Genomic DNA, 21,320 nt, shown 5'->3' on the forward strand with positions numbered 1-21,320 from the left:
TTTGTGATGTGGCTTTTGCTATAATGGAACGCTATTTTCAGCCAGGATCCTGCCGTGAGTGAGTTTGTCATCTACCATAATCCGCGTTGCTCCAAATCCCGCACCGCCCTCAAACTGTTGCAGGAGCACGGTGTGGAGCCGGTCGTTGTGCGGTATCTGGACGATCCACCCTCGGCCGCGACCCTGAAACGCCTGCTGCAACAGCTGGACTTGCCGGCATCGGCCCTGCTGCGACGCGGCGAGAGTGCCTGTGGCCAGGCAGGGCTCGATGCCGACAGCAGTGAGCAACAGATCCTGCAGGCAATGGCCGAATTTCCCCAGCTGATCGAGCGGCCGGTGGTGGTCCGCGGTCAGCGGGCCGTGCTGGGCCGGCCGCCGGAGAAGGTGCTGGAGTTGCTGGACTGATGTCCAGCCCCTTTGTGCTGGTGCTGTATTACAGCCGTCACGGAGCCACTGGCGCGATGGCCCGTCAGGTGGCTCGGGGAGTGGAAACCGTGGCCGGCATCGGCGCACGGCTGCGTACTGTGCCGGCGATCTCCGCCGCCTGCGAGCAGACCGAGGACGAGATACCGGCGGACGGGCCGCTCTACTGCGAACTCGATGATCTGCGCGACTGTGCCGGCCTGGTGCTGGGCAGCCCGACCCGGTTCGGCAACATGGCCTCGCCGCTCAAGTATTTCCTGGATCAGAGTTCGGGCCTGTGGCTCAGTGGGGCCCTGATCGACAAGCCCGCCGCTGTCTTTACCTCCACCTCCAGTCTGCACGGCGGCCAGGAGAGCACACTGCTGAGCATGATGTTGCCGCTGCTGCATCACGGAATGGTGCTGGTGGGGCTGCCCTACAGCGAAGCCGGACTGATGACCAGTACCGCTGGCGGTACGCCCTACGGGGCCTCCCATTGGGCGGGGGCGGACAACAATCATCCTCTGCAGGAGCAGGAAGCCGGCCTGTGCCGTGCCCTGGGCAAGCGTGTCGCCCGGCTGGCGGCGGGACTGGCGCGATGAGTTCGCGGCCCGTGCGCAGCGGCGCCAGCCTCCGGGTCTGGTACCTGGTCTGGCTGTGCTGGGTGTTGTTGTTGCTGCAGCAGCTCACGGATGCGCTGCTGACCCAGTTGCCGTGGATAATCTGGTTGGGCAAGCTGCTGCCCCTGCTGGTGTTTGTGCCCGGCCTGCTGAGGGACAGCCTGCGCAGTTATATCTGGCTGTGTTTTATTTGCCTGCTGTACTTCATTGCGTTGGTGGAGCGCGTGTTCGCGCTGCCCGGCCAGGCGCTGGCCTGGCTGGGACTGGTCGCTGTGGTCACCCTGTTCTGTAGCGCGATGCTTTACGTGCGCTGGCGCGCGCGGGAGTTGCGTCAGCCGCCCATCGATACTTCCGGAGCCTCTTTATGACCAAGCCCTCCCTGCCGCGCCGCCTGTTCTCCGGGTTTTGGCGCACCCTCACGTGGTTGCGTCTGGCGCTCTCCAACCTGCTGTTTCTGGCCGTGCTGGTATTGGTTTACCTGGTATTGTTTGGCGACCGGCAGCAACCGATGCCGGCCCAGACGGCACTGCTGCTGAATCCCGCCGGCATCCTGGTGGAAGAGAAGACCCCGACACCGCCACTGCAGGCCCTGGTAGGCGACCCGTCACCGGCGGACAATGAGGTGTTGTTGCGGGATGTTCTCGACTCGATCCGCTATGCCGCGGATGACCCGGCGATTACCGCGCTGGTGATGGAACTGGATCTTCTGGTGGCCGCCGGCTTGAGCAAGCACCTGGAGATTGCCGAAGCGCTGGCCGTGTTCAAGGCCAGCGGCAAGCCAGTGCTGGCGCTGGGCAACTATTTCACCCAGGACCAGTACCTGCTGGCCAGCCAGGCGGATGAATTGTTGCTGCACCCGATGGGAGCGGTGCCGCTGGAAGGGTTCGCCAGTTACCGCAATCACTTCCGCGAGGCTCTGGAGAAGTTGTCGGTGTCGATGCATGTGTTCAAGGCCGGCGAACACAAATCCATGGCGGAACCGTTTTTGCGCAACGACATGTCGGAACAGGAAAAACGCATTACCGCACGCTGGCTGGATCAGCTCTGGGGTCTGTATACCGGCCTGGTGGAGCAGCGCCGCGGCCTGACCGGCGGCGCGATCGATGCCTACATCAACAACTACGCGACCCGTCTGACTGCGGTGGGTGGCGACAGTGCCCGGCTGGCACTGGAGCAGGGGCTGGTCGACAAGTTGATGTCGCGGCCGGATGCCAACGACTACCTGATCGGACTGGTGGGCGCCGCGGATGACGAGGGCTTCTACGAAGCGGTACAGTTTGAGCGCTATGCGGCCCGTCAGCGGCCGCTGCTGCAGCCGGCAGCCACGGCCCCGCGGGTCGCGGTAGTCACTGCCGAGGGCAACATCCTGCCTGGCGAGCAGCCCCCCGGCAGCATCGGCGGTGATTCATTGTCGCGCCTGTTGCTCGAAACAGCGGAACAGGAAGATGTGGGCGCGATTGTATTGCGGGTGAACAGTGGTGGCGGTAGCGTATTTGCCTCCGAGATTATCCGCCAGGCCGTTGCGGATGTCCGCGAACAAGGCCTGCCGGTAGTGGTTTCAATGGGTGCGGTGGCCGCCTCCGGGGGTTACTATATCGCGGCGGAGGCCGATGAAATCTGGGCCACGCCCGCCACCCTGACCGGCAGCATCGGGGTGTTTGCCGCATTTCCGACCTTCGAGCAGTTGCTGGACCGTGCCGGCATCCACACCGACGGTGTGGGTACCACCTCGCTGGCGGGTTCGCTGCGCTTTGACCGGCCATTGAATCCGCAACTGGCGGCCTCGCTGGCCAGTACGGTCGAGTTCACTTATCGCAATTTCCTCGGTCTGGTGGCCGAAGGACGCGAGCTGGAGATGGAAGAGGTGGAAGCGTTGGCCGAGGGCAGGGTCTGGAGCGCAATCGATGCCCAGCGTCTGGGACTGGTGGATCAGCTGGGTTCGCTGGGGGATGCAATCGCCTCGGCCGCAGTGCTGGCAGGACTGGACAACTATCGGGTGGACTATCTGCAACAACCGATGTCGGCCCGGGACATGCTGCTGCAGAAGCTGACTTCCGGCGGCGCAAACCTGGCGCTGCTGTCCGATAGCAGTTCGCTGCAGCAACTGCTGCGGCCAATTACCGGCGCGGCGCGGGCCCTGGCCGATCTGAAAGACCCGGGCCACCTGTATATGCGCTGCGTGAGCTGCAGCCTGGTGCAATAGCACCGAAGTCACGTGCTAGACTGAGACTGACCAGCCAGATACGCTGCGGCCAGCCGAGGGAGACCTGCCATGTGTGATGACTTGACCCAACAGGACAACGACAACTATCGCAGGAAAGGCATTAGCCGGCGGCAATTCGGCGCCATGGCCGCGGTCAGCGGTCTTGCCCTGTATCTGCCGGGTAGCGCTAACGCCGTGCCGGTGGTGGAGAGCGAGGTCAGCATTGCAACCCCGGATGGCAACGCGGACGCCTATTTTGTCCATCCCGCCGAGGGTAAACACCCCGGCGTTATTGTATGGCCGGATATCCTGGGCCTGCGGCCGGCCTTTCGGCAGATGGGAAAACGCCTGGCCGAATCAGGCTACTCGGTGCTGGTGGTCAACCCCTACTACCGCAATCAGGCCGCTCCCGTGGTACCACCCGGTGCCAGTTATGCAGACGAAAACATTCGCAATACGGTGCAGCCACTGGCGCAGAGTCTGAGCCCCGCAACCAACATGCGCGACGCCAAGGCCCTGGTGGACCACTTGGACAGGCAATCCGCCGTGGACACCGGGCGTAAGATCGGTACCACAGGCTATTGCATGGGCGGCCCCATTGTCATGCGTACAGCGGCTGCCGTCCCCGAGAGAATTGCCGCGGCGGCCTCCTTCCATGGCGGCGGGCTGGTGACTGAGGGCGAGGACAGTCCTCATCTGCTCATTCCGCAAATGCAGGCCGGGTTTTTGATAGCCATCGCGGAAAACGACGATGCGCGAGACCCCGAGGCGAAAGTGATATTGAAAGAAGCCTTTGCCAAAGCAGATCTGCCAGCGGAAATTGAAGTATATGAAGGGGCGATGCACGGCTGGTGTCCGCCGGATTCGCAGGTGTACAACGAAGTTCAGGCAGAGAAGGCCTGGGCCCGCTTGCTGGCGCTGTTTGACCGGCAGCTGGCCTGAACAACCGGCACGGGCCGGCGGCTTCAGTGTGCGGATGTGGCTGCGTCCAGCCCGGCCCGCTGTTCACGCCAGTTGCGCAGATCCAGCAGGATCATGTACAGACAGGGGACCAGCAGCAGGGTAATGACGGTCGCAAACACGATGCCAAAGGCCAGTGACACCGCCATCGGCACGATTGCCTGGGCCTGGGCGCTGCGTTCCAGCAGCATCGGTGCCAGCCCGAAGAAGGTGGTCAGGGAAGTCAGCAGGATGGCCCGGAAGCGGCGGGTACCCGCTTCCGCCACTGCGCGCAACTCGTCCAAACCGCTTTTGACCGCGGTATTGATGTGATCCACCAGGATCAGGCTGTCGTTGACCACCACGCCGCTCAGCGCGATCACTCCCATCATGGACATCATGCTCAATGGATAGCCGGTCATCCAGTGGCCGACGATGGCGCCTATCACGCCGAACGGGATCACGCCCATGATAATCAGAGGCTGCAGATAGGAGCGAGTGGGGATTGCCAGCAGGGCGTAGATACCGAACAGTGCGAGCGCAAAGCCGATCACCATGCTGGTCACCATTTTCTCCTCCTCGTCCGCGAGGCCTGACAGGCTGTAACTGAGCCCGGGGTATTTGGCCAGCAGGTCGGGCATTACCGTCTGTTCGATTTCGGCGATTACCCGGGCCGGTTCGACCAGAGTATTGTCCGCCTCGGCAGTCACCTCCACCGCGCGCTGATAGTTGATATGCGTCACCTTCAGCAGGCCCTGCTTGACCTCCAGCCTGGCCACGGTATTGAAGGGCACCTCGTCACCCTCGGGGGTACGGATATACATGCTGTCCAGGCTGCTGATGGTCTCGCGGTCCGCACGTGGATAGCGCACCATCACCTTGATTTCATCGATACCGCGCTGTATCCGCTGCGCCTCGGCGCCGTAGAAGGCATGCCGAACCTGGTTGGCAAGGTCGGCTCGGCTCAGGCCCAGGGACTCCGCTTCCGGCAGGATATCCAGGTGAAATTCGTCAGCGGTGTTGCTGGCGCCATTGCGAATATCGAACAATCCGTTGTACCGGCGCAGGGCCTGTTCCAGCTCATCTGCCGCACTGCGCAGCATATTGAAATCGCTGTGCATCAGGTCGAAGGCGACGGCCGGCCCGAAGCTGGGACCGTTGTCGGTGCTGATGGACAGTACCTCGACCCCATGGATGGTGCCCACCGCCTCGCGCAAGCGGCTTTCTATCGCCCGCGTATTGATCTCGCGCTGGTCTTCCTTGCTCAGTTCGATATCGACCCCGCCACTGATCCGGTCGCTACCATAGGCGAATACGTGCTTCACCAACGGCTCCTGGTTTCCTGTTTCGCGGTGGTAGTCGCGCTCCACCTGGTCCAGCGCAGCGACGATGGATTCTATTGCGGCCACGGTCCGTTCTTCCGCTGTGCCCTCGGTCATCTTCAATTCGACACCGATGAATTCGCCGGGAACGTCCGGTGCGATAACGGTGCGGACCACACCGCCTGCCAGCAGGCCGGTACAGAGGATGAACAGCGCCACGAAGCTGGCGAAGGTGAGATAGCGATAGTGGACGCAGCGCTGCATGAACGGACTGTAGCGGGTTTCGACGAAATGCCTGAGGCGCCGGTTGATCCGTTCCTGCACCGCATCCACCGACAGCAACAGCCGGCTGCGGGTGGCGCTGCTGTGGGCGAGATGGGCGGGCAGTATCCACTTGGATTCGATCAACGAAAACATCAGGCAGAGGATGACTACCCAGCCGCAGGCCGCGGGCAGGGCCGCGAACACGCCGTCGATGAACAGGGTGGGGGCGAAAGCCACAATCGTGGTGAGCACCCCGAAAGTCGCCGGTGTGGCCACCTTCTGCACGCCATCAATCACACTGTCAATACTGCGCCCATGGCGCTCCTGTTCTGCGTAGGCACTCTCGCCCATGATAATTGCGTCGTCCACCACGATACCCAGCACCAGGATAAACCCGAAGATGCTGATCATGTTGAGGCTGGCGTGGATATAGGGCGTATTGATCATCGCCATGGCGCCGAGAAAGCAGACCGGTATGCCCAGCATGACCCAGAAGGCGAGCTTGATTTCGAGGAACAGCGCCAGCACGATGAAGACCAGCAGCGCACCCATGGCCAGGTTCTTCAGCATCATGCCCAGCCTGCCCTCCAGGTAGTAGGTGATGTCCGACCAGATTTCCAGCGTCACCGCCGCCGGCAGCTGCGCCTGTTTTGCCGCCACCCACTGACGGGTGACTTCGGCGGTATCGATGATGTCCTGGTCGCCCATCGAGAACACCTGGATACCCAGCGAATAGTGGCCGTTGAACCGGGAGAAACCGCGGGTCTCCTCAAAACCATCCGCGACCGTGGCGATGTCGCCCAGCAGCAATCGGGTACCGTCGGGCCAGCTGCGCAACACAATCGATTCGAAATCCTGTTGGACATAGGCCTGCCCCAGTGTGCGCAGCAGGATATCGCCCTGCAGTGTGCGCACTGAGCCGGCGGGCAGATCCAGTGAGGAGCGGGCGATGATGTCGGCCACCTCGCCCAGGCTAAGGTGGTATTCACGCAGCTGTTGTTCAGAGATCTCCACCGCTATCTCGTAGTCGCGCGCCCCTACGACCTCGGCAGCCGATACCTCGGGCAGGGCAAGCAGTTCGCGGCGAATCTCGTCCGCGAGGGACTTCATGCCGCGCTCGTCCAACTCGCCTGACAGCTGCAGGGTCAGCGCGGGGAACAGCAACTCGGGCTGACTGATGATCGGTCGTTCAGCGTTCTCGGGAAAGTGCTGGATTGCATCGATACGGTTCTTGAGGTCGTCCAGCAGCATTGACATGTCCGCACCATCCAGTGGCTCCACCCGGACTACTGCATGGGATTCGAGGGCATCGGACTCTACCCGCTTGATCCCGTCGACATCATTGATGGCCTCTTCTATCTTCAGCACGATGCCCTGTTCGACTTCCTCCGGGGCTGCGCCGGGGTAGGACATGTTGATCATGATGAAATTGATGTCGAACACCGGGAACATCGCCCGCTGAATGCTAAAGGCCGAGCCCAGGCCTACCACGAGGATCATCACCATCAGCAGGTTGGCGGCGACGGGATTGTGGGCAAACCAGGCGATTATGCCCTTGTGCCGCTGCGGGTTCATCTCGCGGTGACCGCGGGATCCGGGCTCTCGAAGTCCTGCGGCTGGCCCGGCCCGGTAAGCCGCTGCCGCAGCTCGTCGCTGCCGATCTGCGACACTACCCTGACTTCCGCTCCGGTCAGGTTGCGCTCCAGCGAGGTCAGGATAACCAGGTCGCCGTCATCGAGACCGGCCGCGACATACACCAGGTCACCGCCGGTGCGCAACGTGGATATCTTCCGGTAGCTGACCCGGTTGGCGCTGTCCACCACCGGCACCGTGTCCCCGGCGCGCAGGACATGGCGAGGCAGCGCCACCAGGTCCGGCATTGGCTTGCCGGCGATATCAGCATTGACAAAAGTGCCGATCCGCAGTGGCATCTGGCCGGGGCTGTCCAGACCATAGGGATCCTGGATTCTGGCCACCGCAAACAGGACCCGTGAACGCTCGTCGAAGACGCCTTCGCTGCGGTGCAGGGTGCCGGTCCAATGGGTCTGTTCGCCATTGACCTGGGTGTACAGGTCTATCGGGGTCTCTCCCGCCGGACTGCGGATGCCGGGCAGGTCCATGTAGGCCAGCCGTGACTGGGGTATCGGCAGGCGAACCTCGGCAAAATCGACCGATACGACCTCGGCCAGGATGGCGCCGCGGGATACGTACTGGCCCAGCTCACTGTCCTTGCTGCGGATCAGTGCGTCGTAGGGGGCCCGCACGATGCTGCGGTCCAGGTCGTCTTGCGCTGTCTTCACGTCCGCGGTGGCCGCGAGCAGTTGCGCCTGGGCCTGCGCCAGTTGAGGCTTGCGCAGGTACAGGTCGCTGGCCTGTTCGCTGCGCTGACTTCCCGCAGGCAGCTTGCGCCACTCCTGCAGCGCGACTTCAGCCTGGCCCTGTTCCTGCAGCAGTGTGCTTTCCGCTGACTTGAGAGCCGCCTGGGCGCGCGCCAGAGCAGTTTCGTAATCGCGGGGATCTATGCGCAGCATGATCTCGCCGGCCTTGACGAAGCCGCCGACATTGAATGCCTCGGCGACCTCGACAATTCGGCCCTCGACTTCCGCAACTACAGCGGTCTGTTGCAATGGAGACACGGTGCCCTGGGCCTGGATCGGGATCCGGATGGTTTCCGGCACGGCTTCCACCACGTCGACGGTCACCGGCACATAGACCGGTTCGGTGGTTTCGCTCGCGGGCCTGGCCTCGTAGAGCAGCCAGGTGATGGTTGCCGCTGCTGCCAGCAGACCCACGGATACCGCGATTTGGCGTTTGACGGAAGCCACTGTTTTTTTTACCAGTCCCGGGTGAGCAACCAACGAAGCGTGCAAGCCTACCACATTGTCATTGCCCCAAGCTGTTAAAAACTTGTCATTCGGCAGTGGCTTCCTCGTCCTGCCGGGGCATGCTGATTTCCATCTGCGGGAACGGAATGGTGATGCCTGCCTCATCGAATTTCAGCTTCACGGCCTCGGTGGTATCCCAAAGTACAGGCCAGTAATCGGCCGACTGCACCCAGGGCCGGACCAGGAAATTGACGCTGGAGTCGGCCAGTTCCCCGACCACGACCTGGGGCGGCGGATCGGCCAGTACGCGGTCGTCGGCGGCTATGATTTCCTCCAGCAGCTGCCTGGCCTGACGCAGGTCATCGCCATAGGAAACCCTGAATACCATGTCCACGCGGCGGGTCGAACGGGCGGAAAAATTGGTGATGTTGTTGCCGAGGATCGCACTGTTGGGAATGATCACTTCCTTGTTGTCCGGAGTGGTCATGGTGGTGGTAAAGATACTGATGCTGTCGACCACTCCCATGGCGTTGCCAGCCTCGACAAAATCCCCCTTGGTAAAGGGGCGGAAGGTGATCAGCAGTACGCCCGCGGCGAGGTTGGACAGCGAGCCCTGCAGCGACAGGCCGATGGCCAGACCTGCCGCGGCCAACAGGGCGACCAGGGAGGTGGTATCGATGCCGAGCTGGCTGAGCGACGCGATGATGACGAACAGCAGCAACAAGCAGCGCAGGATTGTCCCCAGGAAACGCATCAGGACCTCATCCATCCGCCGCGAGTGCATCAGTTTTTCCACCAGGCCGCATATCACGCTGACTGCTATCCGGCCGACATAGAAGATCGCGAGTGCGAGCAGTATCCGCGTTCCCCAGGGGATGAGGTAGCTGTGCAGCACAAGGGTAGGGTCCAGATCCAGATTGTCCAGCATGATTTTTTACTCCCGCTTCCCTGAAAAGGAGTTCAATATACCGCAAGCCCGGCCGGTTTGCAGGTGCGGTTTTCAGCCCGCGGGCGAGGCCGGTCCGTCGGTGGAGGCGGCGATGCCGGGTTCCCGGGCATTGACCACCTCGACGCGCAGGCCCGAGCTGGCAGCGGGTAGGTCGCTGCTCAGCACTCGGGTACTGGCCGGCAACGCCGTGGCATCGATCAGGACTTCCAGTTCATCCAGTGCGTTGTGGCGGGTTCCCAATGGTGCTACATCAACGCCCTGCAGACGTTCACCCTGTACCAGATAGATACGCCGGTTCTCGTACAGACTCTGCATCGGCAGTGCCAGTACCGGACCGACTTCGGGCAGACGGACCCTCAGGTCCACCGCCTTGCCCAGTTCCAGCATTGCACCGGAGCCGGAAGGCAGGGCGAAGATAGCAACCCCGCCGCTCGCACCGCGTTCGATCTCGCTGGCCAGTTGCAGCAGCTCGGCGCTGCCCTGGCCCGCTGCGAGTGTGGCTGTGATAGTGTCTCCCCGCTGCAGCGCCTGCTTCAGCGTGGCTGCTGCGGCGGTGGGCAGCGGCACGCGCAACTGCAGGGCCTGATTGTCATACAGGCTCAGCAAGGTTGCGCCGGCCTGAATTCTGTCTCCGGGAGCGGCACTGAGGCCGGAGATACGGCCGTCGAAGGGAGCGCGCAACTCGGTTTGGTCCAGTTTGCGCTGCTGGTCATCGTAGCGCGCCCGGGCCCGTTGCAGTTCGGCCCGGGCGGTGCGCAGGCGTTGTGGATGCTTGTTTACCAGAGCCTGCTGGCGCGCCACTTCAATGCCCTGGCGGGCAACCTCCTGCTGAATGTTTTCGAGCTGTTCGGTGGCGATGAGCTGTTTGCCGTACAGTGTTTGCAGCCGCTCTGCCTTGGCCCTGGTCAAGGCCAACAAGTGCTGCATGTGTTCCAGAACCTCCAACTCGGTTGCGAAGTCGTGCTCCAGCGCGGCCAGCGATGATTCGCTTTCCATCAGTTCGGCTTCGCGCTGGCGCAACTGCAGCTCCTGTTCCTCGGCATCGAGTGACACCAGCGGATCGCCGGCGCGTACCTGCTGTCCCTCCGACACATGGACCCGTATTACCTCGGCGCCAACAGCGCTGCTGATACGGGCGTGGCGAGGTGTTTCGACCCGCCCGAACAGCTGCAGCTCGGGCGCTTCGTAACTGCGCTCCACGGCCACCGCACTGACCGGCCAGACTTTTTCCTCGACCACGCTGGGATCGTGCCGGGGTGCTGTGGCCAGTAGTGCCGTGGTCGCGGTAGCTGTCACCAGCGCGGCTGCCAGCAGTAATTTGTTCTTGTGGCTCAGCGCCCGTGGACGGAGCCTGTGCAGCGGCGCGAAAACAGATAGCAGGGACATGTTCACAATCCTTCTGGAAGAGTGGCAGGCAGTTCGTCCGGGCTGGTGATGCCGGTAGTCGCGACCGCGCGGCGGCGGTCCAGCAATGACAGCAGCGCAGGTATGGTGACCAGAATGAGGGTGGTGCCGTAGAGCAGGCCGAAGCAGATCACTACCGCCAGCGGCGCCATGGCCTCACCCATCGGTGAGCTCTCCAGCATCATCGGCGCCAGCCCCAGGGTGGTGGTCACCGAGGTCAGCAGCACGGGACGCAGACGCTCGCGGCAGGCCTGCAGCATGGCGGCATCGCTGTCCAACCCCGCCTCTTTGTGTCCCTTGTAGGCGGTAATCAGGATGATGGAGTCGTTGATGATGACGCCGGTCAGCGTAAACAATCCCATGATAGCCATTGAACCGAGGTTCAGGTCCATGATCTGGAGGCCTGCGAGCGCGCCGGTCAGCCCCAGCGGAATGGCCACCATCACCGCCAGCGGCCAGCTCCAGGAAGCGAACATCCAGGCCAGGATCAGGTAGATAAGCAGCAGTGCCATGATCGCTCCCAGCAGCATGTCAGCCAGTACCTGAGCCTCTTCGTCGGAGCGTTCACCCAGGCCGTAGCTGATGCCGTAGCGCTGTACCAGTGCCGGAATCACATTGGCCTCGAGGTCGGCGATCACCGCCATTGGCGTGTTGATGCGGCGGTTGATATTGGCGTAGACGTTCACCACGCGCAGACCATTGCGGTGATTGATGCGCTCGATACCGCGCTGGGCGCTCATGCTGGCGACGCTGGCCAGCGGCAGTACCGCACCGGAAGGCGTAGTGATGGGCAGCTGGTCAATTCCTCCCGCCTGCAGCCGCTCTTCAGCCGGCAGCGAAACCCGCACCTCCAGTTCGGTGTCGTTCTCGGTAAACAACTGGATGCGTTCGCCATGGAAGGCTGCCTGCAGCTGGCGGCCGATGCCGCTGCTGGTGAGGCCGGCGGCGCGACCCTCGGTAGTAAGCTGGAACAGCCATTGCTCGCTGCCATAGGGCAGGTCGTCAAACACATTGATGATGCCCGGGTAACTGGCCAGGCTGCGGCCCAGGTCTTCCGCCGCGGCTTTCAGTGTCGGCAGGTCGCCACCGCTCAGGTACAGCTGCAGGTCGGGCCAGCTGTCCTCGCCGGAGGAGAATTCCATGATTTCCACCCGCGGGTCCGGGCTGACTCGCTGCCGCCAGGCATCGGTGAACTCCTGCAGCGTGACCGCCCGCCGCTCGGGTGATACCAGCTCCACCTCGATGGCGGCGTACTGGCTGCCGCTGCGGGCCTGCTGTTCCAGTTGGGCCCAGTTGCTGTTGCGGATATGGGTGACGATCACGTCGCCGCCCAGGGCCTCATTGGTGTCGAGCAGGGCCTGCTCCAGCTCGCCGAGGACTTCATTCTTGTCGGCTTGCGTGACGCCCGGTGCAAACTGCAGGTGGACATCGGCAAATTCGAATTCCACCTGCATGCTCAGTTCGGTTTTCACGCGGCCGCTGACCAGCAGTGCCAGGGCCACAACGAAGGCGCCGATGGCAAAGCCCAGCACCGCACGGCGATTGTCCAGTGCGACGCTGATAAAGGGCAGGAACCGGCGCTCCACCAGGTTCTTGAAACCCTGGTCGAAGCGCTGCCGGAAGCGTCCCGGGCGACGCTGACGCATACGTGCGAAGCTGTGCCGCAAATGTCCCGGCATGATCAGAAAGCACTCCACCAGTGAAGCGATGATCACGCACACCATCAGCAACGGGATTTCCCGGATAAAGGCATCCTCGATCACAAGCAATGGCAGGAAGGCTGCCAGGGTGGTGAGCGAGGAAGCCAGCACCGGTGCAAACATGCGCCGGGCGCCGAGCGCGGCGGCATCTTCGGGGCTGGCCCCGTTCTCGAACCGGGCCAGGGCATGTTCGCCGACCACGATGGCGTCGTCCACCACGATGCCCAGCGCCATTACCGCGCCGATCAGACTGATGAAGTTGATGGAGCCGCCCAGAAAATAAAACACCGCCAGCGCCCCCAGGAAGGAGATCGGGATACCCAGCGTGACCCAGGCGGCGACCCGGGTATTGAGGAACAGGAACAGGGTGGCGACCACCAGGAACATGCCGCTGATACCGTTGTTCACTACCAGCATCAGTGTATCCCGGGCGAAGCGCCAGACTTCCAGCCACACCGTGGCCTCGATGCCCTGCTGGGCGAGCACTGGCGCGCGCTCTGCATGCCACTGGCGCAGAATGTCGGCCTGCTCCATCACATCCGACCCGGGGCTGCGCCGCAGCCGGATCATGATGGCGGCCTCGCCATCGTGATACAGCAGGCGCTGGTCGTCTTGCTGGCGGCGCTCTATCAGCGCTATATTGCCCAGGTAGGTCAGCGGACCGTCCTCGCCCAGGGACACCGGCAATGTAGCGAAGCCCTGGCTGCTGCGGCGCTGGTCCAGGCTGCGCAGCTGGCGTGTCAGCTGCCCGCCGCCCACACTGCCGGCAGCCATGTCGCGGCTGTTCGCCAGTATCTGCGCCGCGATCTCATGCAGCGGCACCCCCAGTTCGAACAGGGTCTGACTGTCGATCTGGATAGCGATTTCCTCCTTCGGGATGCCTCTGAATTCCACATGATCTGCCCCGCGGGCCATCAGTTCGCGCTCGATCTGGTGCGCCAGCGGTATCAGCTCTGCGAGCGGCCCCGGCCCTGACAGCAGGATTGCGGCGATGGTTTCCAACCGCTCGGCCAGTCGGATAGCAGCGGGCTCAAGGTCCGGGGGCAGATCGCGTGCCTGGTCAAACTGCTGCTTTACCCGGTCCAGGGCCTCCCCCATATTGGTGCCGGCGACAAACTGCAACTCGAGGCGGGTGCTGCTGTCCTGGGTGGTGGAAGTCATGCTGCGCAGGTTTTGCAGGCCCCGCAACTGGTACTCCACCGGTTGGGTCACCAGCTTTTCGATATCCTCCGCCGCCGCGCCGGGCCAGCTCAGCAGCACCTCAACGGTGGTAGCGGGCTGTCCGGGATTGAGCTGTACCGTGAGCTGGCGTATGGCCCAGAAGCCAGCCAGGATCAGCAGGATCATCAACAGATTCGCCGCCAGCGGGTGACGGGTGAAGCTGCCTATCAGGGAATGGGCTCCGGCTTGTTCGGTTGGCGCTGAGGGCATAACGGTAGCTCAGATTGATATGGTGTTATACATAACTATATCACTAAACCGGCAAGCTGCAACTCCCGGGCGGAATTTTCTGTGTCCGTCTCGTCCCGGCCCGACAGCGGGATGCTATAGTCCGCTTCATCAAAATCGCGTCAACGCGCGCCGTGTGAACGAGGAGAACAACCCATGAACAGGCTTCTGCGTTCGGTCCTGTACATGCCCGCAGCCAATGTCAGGGCCATGGACAAGGCCCGGTCCCTGCCGGTGGATGCGGTGGTGTTCGACCTGGAGGACGCAGTGGCGCCGGCGATGAAAGACAGCGCCCGCGAGCAACTGCTGACGCAGCTGGCCACAGGGGGCTATGGCCGACGCCAGCTGGTGGCACGTTGCAATGCGCTGGCCAGCCCCTGGGGCCGGGCGGACCTGCAGGCGCTGGCTCGCAGCCCGGTCAATACCCTGTGTCTCCCCAAGGTGGAGGCCGTGGAGCAGCTGCAGGAGTTCTCCGCGCTGCTGCAGTCGCTGCAACGGTCCGATATGGCACTGTGGCCGATGATCGAAACCCCGGCCGGGGTCGCCAATGTGGAGGCCATAGCGGGCTACGGCGGGGTAACAGCGCTGGTGATGGGGACCACTGACCTGGCTGCACAGCTGCGCCTGCCGACGGACCCGCTGCGGCGCGGCCTGCACTATGCGCTGGGGCGCTGCGTGCTCGCTGCGCGCCTGGCCGGGGTGGCGGCACTCGATGGCGTGTATCTGGATCTTGAGGATGAACCGGGTCTGCGGCAGGTCTGCGAGCAGGGCCGGGCGCTGGGCTTTGACGGCAAGACCCTTATCCACCCGCGCCAGATCGCGGTCGCCAATGCGGTCTTCGGGCCCGATGCCGCGGCGATGGAACATGCCCGGCGTCTGCTGGACTGCTGGGAAACTGCCGCTGCCGACGGCAAGGGTGTCGCGGTGCTCGATGGCAAGCTGATCGAGACCATGCACGTGGACGAGGCCCGGCGGGTACTGGCCATGGCCGAGCAGGCCCGGCCTGGCGGGTAGTGCCGGCCGGCCTCCGGGTTCTGCTCAGTTGGTGGCGGTAGCGTCCGCTTCCGCGTCGCGAATCACGGTCGCGATCTCCGCGCTCAGCGACTGCAACAGCAGGCTGTACGCTGCCGCGGCGTCATCTCCCTGCCAGTCGGCGGCCGGCAGCTTGCGGGACAAACGGGTGATCCGCCGCGCCAGACTGCTGCTCTCGCCGGGCCGGCTGACCCGCCATTCGGCGACCAGTTCGGCCTGTTGTCCGCTGACGTCAAGGGACAGAATCCACAACGCGATCGCATAGCCGGGATTGTCGTCGCGCGGCCAGGGGTGGGGCCGGATATTCTGGGTGCCCAATTCAGCGGACAGGTTGAGCCCCAGCACCCGCTGGATCCCGTCTGCCAGCGGCTCGGCCCAGCGCTCGAAGCTGGCGATCAGCAACTGGTTGCTGCCGTCGCGGTAGACCAGGCTGTTGCGATTGAGGTACTCGGGGATCTCGACCGGGCCGATTCCCAGCGAGGGTTCCTGGTTACCGGAGGGCGCCTGGGTCTCTGCGCTCAGGACATAATAATTGTTGCGCGGTGAGCTGCCACAGCCCACCAGCAGTAGCGCCAGGACGCAGCAGGCCAGCGTGTGCTTGTGAAAAGTCATGGCCGGTCCCCGCTTTTGCCCCGCAGCAGCGATTCGGGCTGCTCTTCCAGGGTCTTTGCCAGCAATTGCAGCGAGCGCCCGGCCAGGGCCAGTTCCCGCAGCGCCTTGTTGAGCTGATAGGTGGTGGCCGAGTCGGAGGAGACCAGGCCGTCGATTTCCTGCATGGTCTGCTCGAAGGCGCCGGCGGCGGCCGCCAGCGTGGTCAGGTTCTGCTCCAGAATTCCGGACAGCCGCGGCAGCTCTGTGCCGGCGCTGCCCACAAGGGTTTCCGCCTCCCGCAGCAGGCCGTCCAGGCGGGGCCGGGTGGCGGCGACAGTGCCGTGCAGCTCCCCGGTCAGATCCTGTATCGAACTCAGGGTGTTGCCCAGTTCTGTAGGCAGTTCGCGAAAAGCCTCCTGATTGACGACCTGGTTGATACCCGCGGCGATATCCTGCAGATCAGTGGCGATCTGGGCGATATCCAGCGATTCGATTTGGCGGGTGAATTTCTCCAGGCCGGTGGGTATCGTCGGAATCTGGGTATATTCACTGTCGATCCGACTCAGGTGTACCGGTGTGTCGGGGTGGAAGTCCAGCTGTACGTACAGCAATCCGGTCAACAGGCTCTGCAGGTTCAGCTGCGCCCGCAGGCCGCGGTCTATCATCAGATCCATCATGTTGTCCGCCGAGTCGCCGGGATACTGGATACTGTCGTGGGAAATTTCAGCTTCCACCAGCATGATCAGGTTGAACTGGTCGCTGTCCAGGATCAGGTTGATGTTGGTGACCTGGCCGATCTCAACACCCCGCAGCGCAACCGGCGCGCCGATGGAGAGACCCTTGATGGAACCGTCGAACACCATCACCACGCGGTCGCGGTCGCGGCCCAGGCCGGAACCCAGCACAAACAGAACGGTGACAAGTGCTATCAGCAGCGCACCGATGATGAAGCCGCCGATCGCGACGCTGTGGGCGTGTTCGTCATTCACTGGCTGACCCCTCCGGGGGCGCTGGGGAGCGTGACAGGAATTGTCGCACAATCGCCTGCTCACTGTGATCCCGCAATTGCCGGGGATCGCCGTAACCGATCATGGTGCGGGTGTCGGCATCCAGGTATACCGAGTTGGTGGCGATGTCGAAGATGCTGGGCAGTTCGTGGGTAACCATCACCACGGTGGCGCCCATCGACTCCTTCAGTTGCACGATCAAGTCATCCAGCAGGCGCGAGCTGATCGGGTCCAGGCCCGCCGACGGCTCGTCGAAGAACAGGATGTCGGGGTCCAGCGCAATGGCCCGGGCCAGCGCGGCGCGCTTGCGCATCCCGCCGCTGAGCTCTGCCGGATAGTATCCCTGGAAACCGCCCAGTCCCACCAGGGACAGCTTGTAGTTGACGACCTCGGCGATTTCCGCTGCGCTGTAGCCGGTGTAGAGCTGCAGCGGCAGACCCACGTTCTGGCCCAGGGTCATCGCCCCGAACAGGCCGCCCGACTGAAAGGTAATGCCCCAGCCGCGGCGCATCGCGTCACGCCCTGCGCTGCCGGCCCGGGTAAAACTGCTGCCGTCGTAGAGGATTTCTCCGGCCGCGGGCTCCAGCAGCCCCAGCATGTGCTTCAGCAGGGTGCTCTTGCCACAGCCACTGCCGCCCATGATCACGAAAATGTCGCCGCGGTAGATGGTGAAGTCGAGCTCCTGCTGGATGACCCGGGTCCCGAATGCCATGGTCAATCCGCGCACCTCGATGTGGGCTTCAGGCGTGACGGGTGCCATCAGATATCCAGGTGCTGGAACAGGATATTGATCGCCGCGTCGGCGACGATCAGGTACACCAGCGCGGTCACCACAGCTTCGGTGGCGGCCTGTCCCACTGCGGCGGAATCGCGTCCCGACTGGATGCCGGAGCGGCAGCCCGCCAGCGCGATCAACCCCGCGAACACCACGCTCTTGAGCAGGCCCACCGCGATGTGGGGCAGGGTGACCGCGGCCGCGGCCTGGTTCATGTACTGCAGCAGCGAGATACCCATGCCGCCGGAGACGATGGCCCCGCCGGCAATGCCCAGCAGGTTGGCATAGACTACCAGCAGCGGCATCATCACCATCAATGCCAGAATGCGGGGCGTCACCAGGAATTCTATAGGTGACACCCCCATGGTCCTGATGGCATCGATCTCTTCATTGGCCTGCATGGTGCCCAGCTGGGCAGCGTAGGCGGCCCCGGTGCGTCCCGCCATGACCACTGCCGTCATCAGCACACCCATTTCCCGCAGCAGCCCGATCACAACCAGGTCGGCGACGTAGATCCCGGCGCCAAACTGCTGCAGTTGAACGGCGCCCAGGTAGGCGAGAATCATCCCGACCAGGATACTGGTCAGACTGATGATGGCGAAGGCATCGGGCCCGGCCTGGTAGCAGAACTGGCGGAAATCCGTGAAGCGGGTGTTGGATCTGCCGCGGACCAGCGCCAGCAGCGCGAGGCAGACGGCGCCAAAGAAACCGATGGAGGCACGAATATCATCCAGCAGATCATGCACCAGGCGGGCCGGGTTGCCCGCCTGCCACCAGTGACGGCGGTTGACGGTGGGGGGCTGGTGAGGCGGCACCGCCGTGGCTATGGCCAGCAGCCGCTGCACATTGTCCGGCAACGCTGCGGTATCCAGCGCGATATCGTATTCGCGACAATAGTTGTGGCATTGCAGCAGGAAGGCCATCAACAGGGAGTCGCGCCGGCCCAGGTCCTGACCGTCCAGCACCACCCGCCGGGCTGCCGAGGCATTGAGTTGTGAGCGCAAGTCCGGAAAATCGGGTACCGCCTGTCCCTGCACCCAGTCACCGCGCAACGACAGTTGCGCGGCCCGGGCGCTGTCGTCGCAGCGCAGCTCGAAAGCGGGAGGGTGATCGCTCATGCAGCCTCAGGTGCCGGGGAATGGCCCCGAGTCTAAACGCTGCAATTGGCAAACGCCAGTCAGCTTACCGTCGGTTCACTGGAAAGGCAGGCGTTCGCGCACTGGTGCAATCTCGTCGTAGGCTTTCTGGTAGATGTCTTCCACGGAGGTTTCATTGCCCGCTTCCCGCCGCCGGGAGATCATCGTCACCGGAAACAGGTAGTTGTCTGTATCGCGGTAGCGCAGGGCCCGGCTGCGACCCTGGCGGTCTTCATAGACGACCCAGTGCATGTCCAGTTCATCGGCCAGCAGATCGCCCAGCACCATGCCCATGGCCTGCAGCTCCGCCGTCTGGGTGGAGCGGACCAGGCCCCGATCCAGAATTCGCTGCAACAGCTCCAGATCGTGCGCCTTTTCGCCATTGAAGCCGGTGCCGAAATGACGCCGGGTGATGTCCTCCAGGTTGCTGCGTTGCTGGCTCATGTACTGGCGATCCAGGTAGGACAGCTCGCCGATCTCCACATTGACCTGGGCGGACGCGGGGGCCGCCAGCAACGACAGCAGGCAGATTGCCGCGACAGGTATCGCGATCCACGGCAGTGAAATTCCGTTGCTCATGCTATACTCCTCGCGCGTTTGATGCAGCTGGTGTCGTGTTACTGGGACTTCCCAATTTCGCCGCAGTTCATTTTACTGCAATCAGGTTGTCATCCGTCCTCCGGCATGGATAATTGCCCACTTTCCTCACGGCGTCATCTGGCGGTGGCACGTGGCCGCCACATTTCTGGAGATTTTTCATGATTACCGGCAGCATTGTCGCGCTTGTCACGCCCATGCACCCCGACGACAGCCTGGACTGGGAGAGTCTCGAACGCCTGCTGGACCTGCATATCGCTGCGGGTACCAGCGCCATAGTCGCCGTGGGCACCACCGGCGAAAGCGCCACGCTCAGCGTCCCGGAGCACCTGGAGGTGATCCGTCACTGCGTCCGGTACGTGCGCGGCCGGATCCCGGTCCTTGCCGGCACCGGCGCCAACTCCACCCGCGAAGCCATCGAGCTGACCAACGTCGCAGCCCGCAATGGTGCCGACGCCTGCCTGTTGGTAACACCCTACTACAACCGCCCCTCCCAGCGGGGTCTGTTCGAGCATTTCAAGGCCATCGCCGCCGCCGTGGCTATCCCCCAGATTCTGTACAATGTCCCCGGGCGTACCGCGGTCGACATGGACAATGACACGGTGGTGCGGCTGGCCGCACTGGACAATATCATAGGCATCAAGGATGCCACCGGCGATCTGCCGCGGGTGGGCGACTTCAAGGCCCGCTGCCCGGAGGACTTTGCGATCTACTCCGGCGACGACCCCACCGCGATGGAGCTGATGCTGGCGGGTGGGCACGGCAATGTCTCGGTGACGGCGAATATCGCACCGCGCCAGTTGGCGCAGCTGTGCCAGTACGCGCTGGCGGGCGACCGCGATCAGGCCAGCGCACTCAATGAACGGCTGTCCGCCCTCAACCGTGCCCTGTTCCTGGAGGCCAACCCGATTCCCGTCAAGTGGGCCATGGCGCAACGCGGCTTGATTGAGTCAGGTATTCGGTTACCCTTGACGCCACTGGACGAACGCTTTCACGCGCAGGTCCTGTCAGCTTTGGAGGCGGCAGCAATTTGATGAAGCGAATTACCACGGTTACCACGCGGGCGGCGCTGATGACCGCGATGTTGGCGGGCGCCAGCGGCTGCGGCTACTTGTTCGGCGATGACGGCGTCTTCCGCGACACTTCGGAAGACTACAAACATGCGCGCGAACTGCCGCCCATCGACGTGCCCGAGGGCAAGGACAGCGCCGCACTGCAGGAAATCTACCCGATACCGCCCATCCGGGAGCAGGTGGTGATGGCGGGTGAGTTCGAGGTGCCCCGGCCCACCCCGCTGGTGGCGGGGGCCGCAGAAGATGTCGTGCGCATCCAGAGCCTGGGTGAGGAGAGCTGGGCCCTGGTAGGGATTGCGCCGGGGCAGTTGTGGCCCCAGGTCCGCGGCTTCCTGAATTCGGCGGGAATCCCGGTTGCCCGGGCGGATGCCGAGGCCGGTCTTATCGACAGCGGCTGGCTGGAGCTGGAGGGCCAGAGCATGGCTTCGCGTTTCCGCTTCCGGATAGAACAGGGGGTGCAGCGCGGCAGCAGTGAGTTGCATGTCCTGCAAATGAATCAGGCCGGTGATGTCAACCGCTGGCCGGAGCAGTCGGACAATGTGGAGCAGGAGGGCGAGATGCTGCGGGCTGTGGCCCAGTTTATCGCCAACAGTACCGATTCCGCACCGGTGTCAATGATCGCGGACCGCGCGATGAGCGCCAGTGGCAAGATTGCGCTGGAAGAGGCCGACGAGGGCTATACCTATATCCGTCTGGGGCTGCCCTTTAGCCGCGCCTGGGCGTCACTGGCCAAGGCACTGGAAGACTCTGCCTTCGAGATCACGGATCGGGATCGCAGCGCCGGCAGCTACTATGTCACCTACCTCGGTGTCGACGAGGAAGAGGAGCGGGGCTGGTTTTCCCGGCTGTTTGGCGGCGGCGACGACGACCCGCTGGTGGGGCGCGGTTTCCTGCTGAGCGTCGCCCGGGAGGGCGAACGCGCGGTCACGATCCGGCTGCGTCCGGATGACCAGGGGCGGGCCCTGGAAAAGCAGGAAGAACAGACCCTGCTGTCGCAGATCAAGGGCAATATCAACTGAGGTAGTAGGGCCG

At 63.4% G+C, this 21,320-nt stretch carries 18 protein-coding genes; 8 read left to right on the plus strand and 10 right to left on the minus strand.

Features of this window, described 5'->3' with window-relative positions; genetic code table 11:
• Positions 1–54 precede the first annotated feature (54 nt).
• The 5 genes from arsC (at position 55) to G3T16_RS15945 (ending at position 4,167) form a co-directional block, all read left to right on the plus strand.
• A complete protein-coding gene (gene arsC / locus G3T16_RS15925) occupies positions 55–405 on the plus strand; it encodes an arsenate reductase (glutaredoxin) (protein WP_163496093.1) in 351 nt (116 codons plus the stop codon).
• Complete coding sequence (wrbA, locus tag G3T16_RS15930; protein WP_163496094.1) at positions 405–1,004, plus strand: NAD(P)H:quinone oxidoreductase; 600 nt, start codon at positions 405–407, stop codon at positions 1,002–1,004. The genes arsC and wrbA overlap by 1 nt, the downstream gene beginning before the upstream one ends.
• A complete protein-coding gene (locus G3T16_RS15935; RefSeq protein ID WP_163496095.1) occupies positions 1,001–1,390 on the plus strand; it encodes a DUF2069 domain-containing protein in 390 nt (129 codons plus the stop codon). Before wrbA ends, G3T16_RS15935 begins: the two co-directional genes overlap by 4 nt.
• Positions 1,387–3,225, plus strand: coding sequence for a signal peptide peptidase SppA (gene sppA, locus G3T16_RS15940; RefSeq protein ID WP_163496096.1), 1,839 nt, complete (start codon positions 1,387–1,389; stop codon positions 3,223–3,225). The genes G3T16_RS15935 and sppA overlap by 4 nt, the downstream gene beginning before the upstream one ends.
• A 69-nt stretch (positions 3,226–3,294) precedes the next feature.
• Positions 3,295–4,167 carry a dienelactone hydrolase family protein gene (locus tag G3T16_RS15945; protein ID WP_163496097.1) on the plus strand — a complete coding sequence of 291 codons (873 nt, stop codon included), beginning with the start codon at positions 3,295–3,297 and terminating at the stop codon, positions 4,165–4,167.
• A 23-nt stretch (positions 4,168–4,190) separates the two neighbouring features.
• On the opposite strand, the gene G3T16_RS15950 is transcribed toward G3T16_RS15945, so the two are convergent.
• The 5 genes from G3T16_RS15950 to G3T16_RS15970 form a co-directional block, all read right to left on the minus strand.
• Complete coding sequence (locus tag G3T16_RS15950) at positions 4,191–7,325, minus strand: efflux RND transporter permease subunit (RefSeq protein ID WP_163496098.1); 3,135 nt, start codon at positions 7,323–7,325, stop codon at positions 4,191–4,193.
• Complete coding sequence (locus G3T16_RS15955) at positions 7,322–8,575, minus strand: efflux RND transporter periplasmic adaptor subunit (protein ID WP_163496099.1); 1,254 nt, start codon at positions 8,573–8,575, stop codon at positions 7,322–7,324. Before G3T16_RS15955 ends, G3T16_RS15950 begins: the two co-directional genes overlap by 4 nt.
• Positions 8,576–8,660: 85 nt before the next feature.
• Positions 8,661–9,503, minus strand: coding sequence for a mechanosensitive ion channel family protein (locus G3T16_RS15960; protein ID WP_163496100.1), 843 nt, complete (start codon positions 9,501–9,503; stop codon positions 8,661–8,663).
• Between the two features lie 72 nt (positions 9,504–9,575).
• Entirely contained in the window at positions 9,576–10,910 is a 1,335-nt protein-coding gene (locus tag G3T16_RS15965; protein WP_163496101.1) for an efflux RND transporter periplasmic adaptor subunit, read from the minus strand.
• Between the two features lie 2 nt (positions 10,911–10,912).
• Positions 10,913–14,059: an efflux RND transporter permease subunit gene (locus tag G3T16_RS15970; RefSeq protein WP_163496102.1), complete on the minus strand. Its 3,147-nt coding sequence runs from the start codon at positions 14,057–14,059 to the stop codon at positions 10,913–10,915.
• A gap of 174 nt (positions 14,060–14,233) precedes the next feature.
• On the opposite strand from G3T16_RS15970, the gene G3T16_RS15975 reads away from it, so the two are divergent.
• On the plus strand, positions 14,234–15,091 hold the full coding sequence (locus G3T16_RS15975; RefSeq protein WP_163496103.1) for an HpcH/HpaI aldolase/citrate lyase family protein: 858 nt from the start codon (positions 14,234–14,236) through the stop codon (positions 15,089–15,091).
• 24 nt (positions 15,092–15,115) lie between these two features.
• Here the strand turns inward: G3T16_RS15975 and G3T16_RS15980 are convergent, their stop codons facing one another.
• The 5 genes from G3T16_RS15980 to G3T16_RS16000 form a co-directional block, all read right to left on the minus strand.
• Positions 15,116–15,721, minus strand: a complete 606-nt coding sequence (locus G3T16_RS15980) for a PqiC family protein (RefSeq protein ID WP_163496104.1) — start codon at positions 15,719–15,721, stop codon at positions 15,116–15,118.
• Entirely contained in the window at positions 15,718–16,689 is a 972-nt protein-coding gene (locus G3T16_RS15985; protein ID WP_163496105.1) for an MlaD family protein, read from the minus strand. The genes G3T16_RS15980 and G3T16_RS15985 overlap by 4 nt, the downstream gene beginning before the upstream one ends.
• Complete coding sequence (locus tag G3T16_RS15990; RefSeq protein WP_163496106.1) at positions 16,682–17,467, minus strand: ABC transporter ATP-binding protein; 786 nt, start codon at positions 17,465–17,467, stop codon at positions 16,682–16,684. Before G3T16_RS15990 ends, G3T16_RS15985 begins: the two co-directional genes overlap by 8 nt.
• A complete protein-coding gene (locus tag G3T16_RS15995) occupies positions 17,467–18,600 on the minus strand; it encodes an MlaE family ABC transporter permease (RefSeq protein WP_163496107.1) in 1,134 nt (377 codons plus the stop codon). Before G3T16_RS15995 ends, G3T16_RS15990 begins: the two co-directional genes overlap by 1 nt.
• Positions 18,601–18,675: 75 nt before the next feature.
• Positions 18,676–19,197, minus strand: coding sequence for a DUF3806 domain-containing protein (locus G3T16_RS16000; RefSeq protein ID WP_163496108.1), 522 nt, complete (start codon positions 19,195–19,197; stop codon positions 18,676–18,678).
• 179 nt (positions 19,198–19,376) lie between these two features.
• On the opposite strand from G3T16_RS16000, the gene dapA reads away from it, so the two are divergent.
• Positions 19,377–20,249 (plus strand): 4-hydroxy-tetrahydrodipicolinate synthase, encoded by an 873-nt coding sequence (dapA, locus tag G3T16_RS16005; RefSeq protein WP_163496109.1) that lies wholly within the window; start codon positions 19,377–19,379, stop codon positions 20,247–20,249.
• Entirely contained in the window at positions 20,249–21,307 is a 1,059-nt protein-coding gene (bamC, locus tag G3T16_RS16010; RefSeq protein WP_197911705.1) for an outer membrane protein assembly factor BamC, read from the plus strand. The genes dapA and bamC overlap by 1 nt, the downstream gene beginning before the upstream one ends.
• The last annotated feature ends 13 nt before the right edge of the window (positions 21,308–21,320 follow it).

It is taken from the genome of Kineobactrum salinum (assembly GCF_010669285.1).
Lineage (GTDB): Bacteria > Pseudomonadota > Gammaproteobacteria > Pseudomonadales > Halieaceae > Kineobactrum > Kineobactrum salinum.

Bases quoted from the DNA above. Each gene is read 5' to 3' on its own strand.
- wrbA (WP_163496094.1), top strand. From the start codon at position 405: ATGTCCAGCCCCTTTGTGCTGGTGCTGTATTACAGCCGTCACGGAGCC.
- G3T16_RS15935 (WP_163496095.1), top strand. From the start codon at position 1,001: ATGAGTTCGCGGCCCGTGCGCAGCGGCGCCAGCCTCCGGGTCTGGTAC.
- sppA (WP_163496096.1), top strand. From the start codon at position 1,387: ATGACCAAGCCCTCCCTGCCGCGCCGCCTGTTCTCCGGGTTTTGGCGC.
- G3T16_RS15945 (WP_163496097.1), top strand. From the start codon at position 3,295: ATGTGTGATGACTTGACCCAACAGGACAACGACAACTATCGCAGGAAA.
- G3T16_RS15950 (WP_163496098.1), bottom strand. From the start codon at position 7,325: ATGAACCCGCAGCGGCACAAGGGCATAATCGCCTGGTTTGCCCACAAT.
- G3T16_RS15960 (WP_163496100.1), bottom strand. From the start codon at position 9,503: ATGCTGGACAATCTGGATCTGGACCCTACCCTTGTGCTGCACAGCTAC.
- G3T16_RS15965 (WP_163496101.1), bottom strand. From the start codon at position 10,910: ATGTCCCTGCTATCTGTTTTCGCGCCGCTGCACAGGCTCCGTCCACGG.
- G3T16_RS15970 (WP_163496102.1), bottom strand. From the start codon at position 14,059: ATGCCCTCAGCGCCAACCGAACAAGCCGGAGCCCATTCCCTGATAGGC.
- G3T16_RS15975 (WP_163496103.1), top strand. From the start codon at position 14,234: ATGAACAGGCTTCTGCGTTCGGTCCTGTACATGCCCGCAGCCAATGTC.
- G3T16_RS15980 (WP_163496104.1), bottom strand. From the start codon at position 15,721: ATGACTTTTCACAAGCACACGCTGGCCTGCTGCGTCCTGGCGCTACTG.
- G3T16_RS15990 (WP_163496106.1), bottom strand. From the start codon at position 17,467: ATGGCACCCGTCACGCCTGAAGCCCACATCGAGGTGCGCGGATTGACC.
- G3T16_RS15995 (WP_163496107.1), bottom strand. From the start codon at position 18,600: ATGAGCGATCACCCTCCCGCTTTCGAGCTGCGCTGCGACGACAGCGCC.
- G3T16_RS16000 (WP_163496108.1), bottom strand. From the start codon at position 19,197: ATGAGCAACGGAATTTCACTGCCGTGGATCGCGATACCTGTCGCGGCA.
- dapA (WP_163496109.1), top strand. From the start codon at position 19,377: ATGATTACCGGCAGCATTGTCGCGCTTGTCACGCCCATGCACCCCGAC.
- bamC (WP_197911705.1), top strand. From the start codon at position 20,249: ATGAAGCGAATTACCACGGTTACCACGCGGGCGGCGCTGATGACCGCG.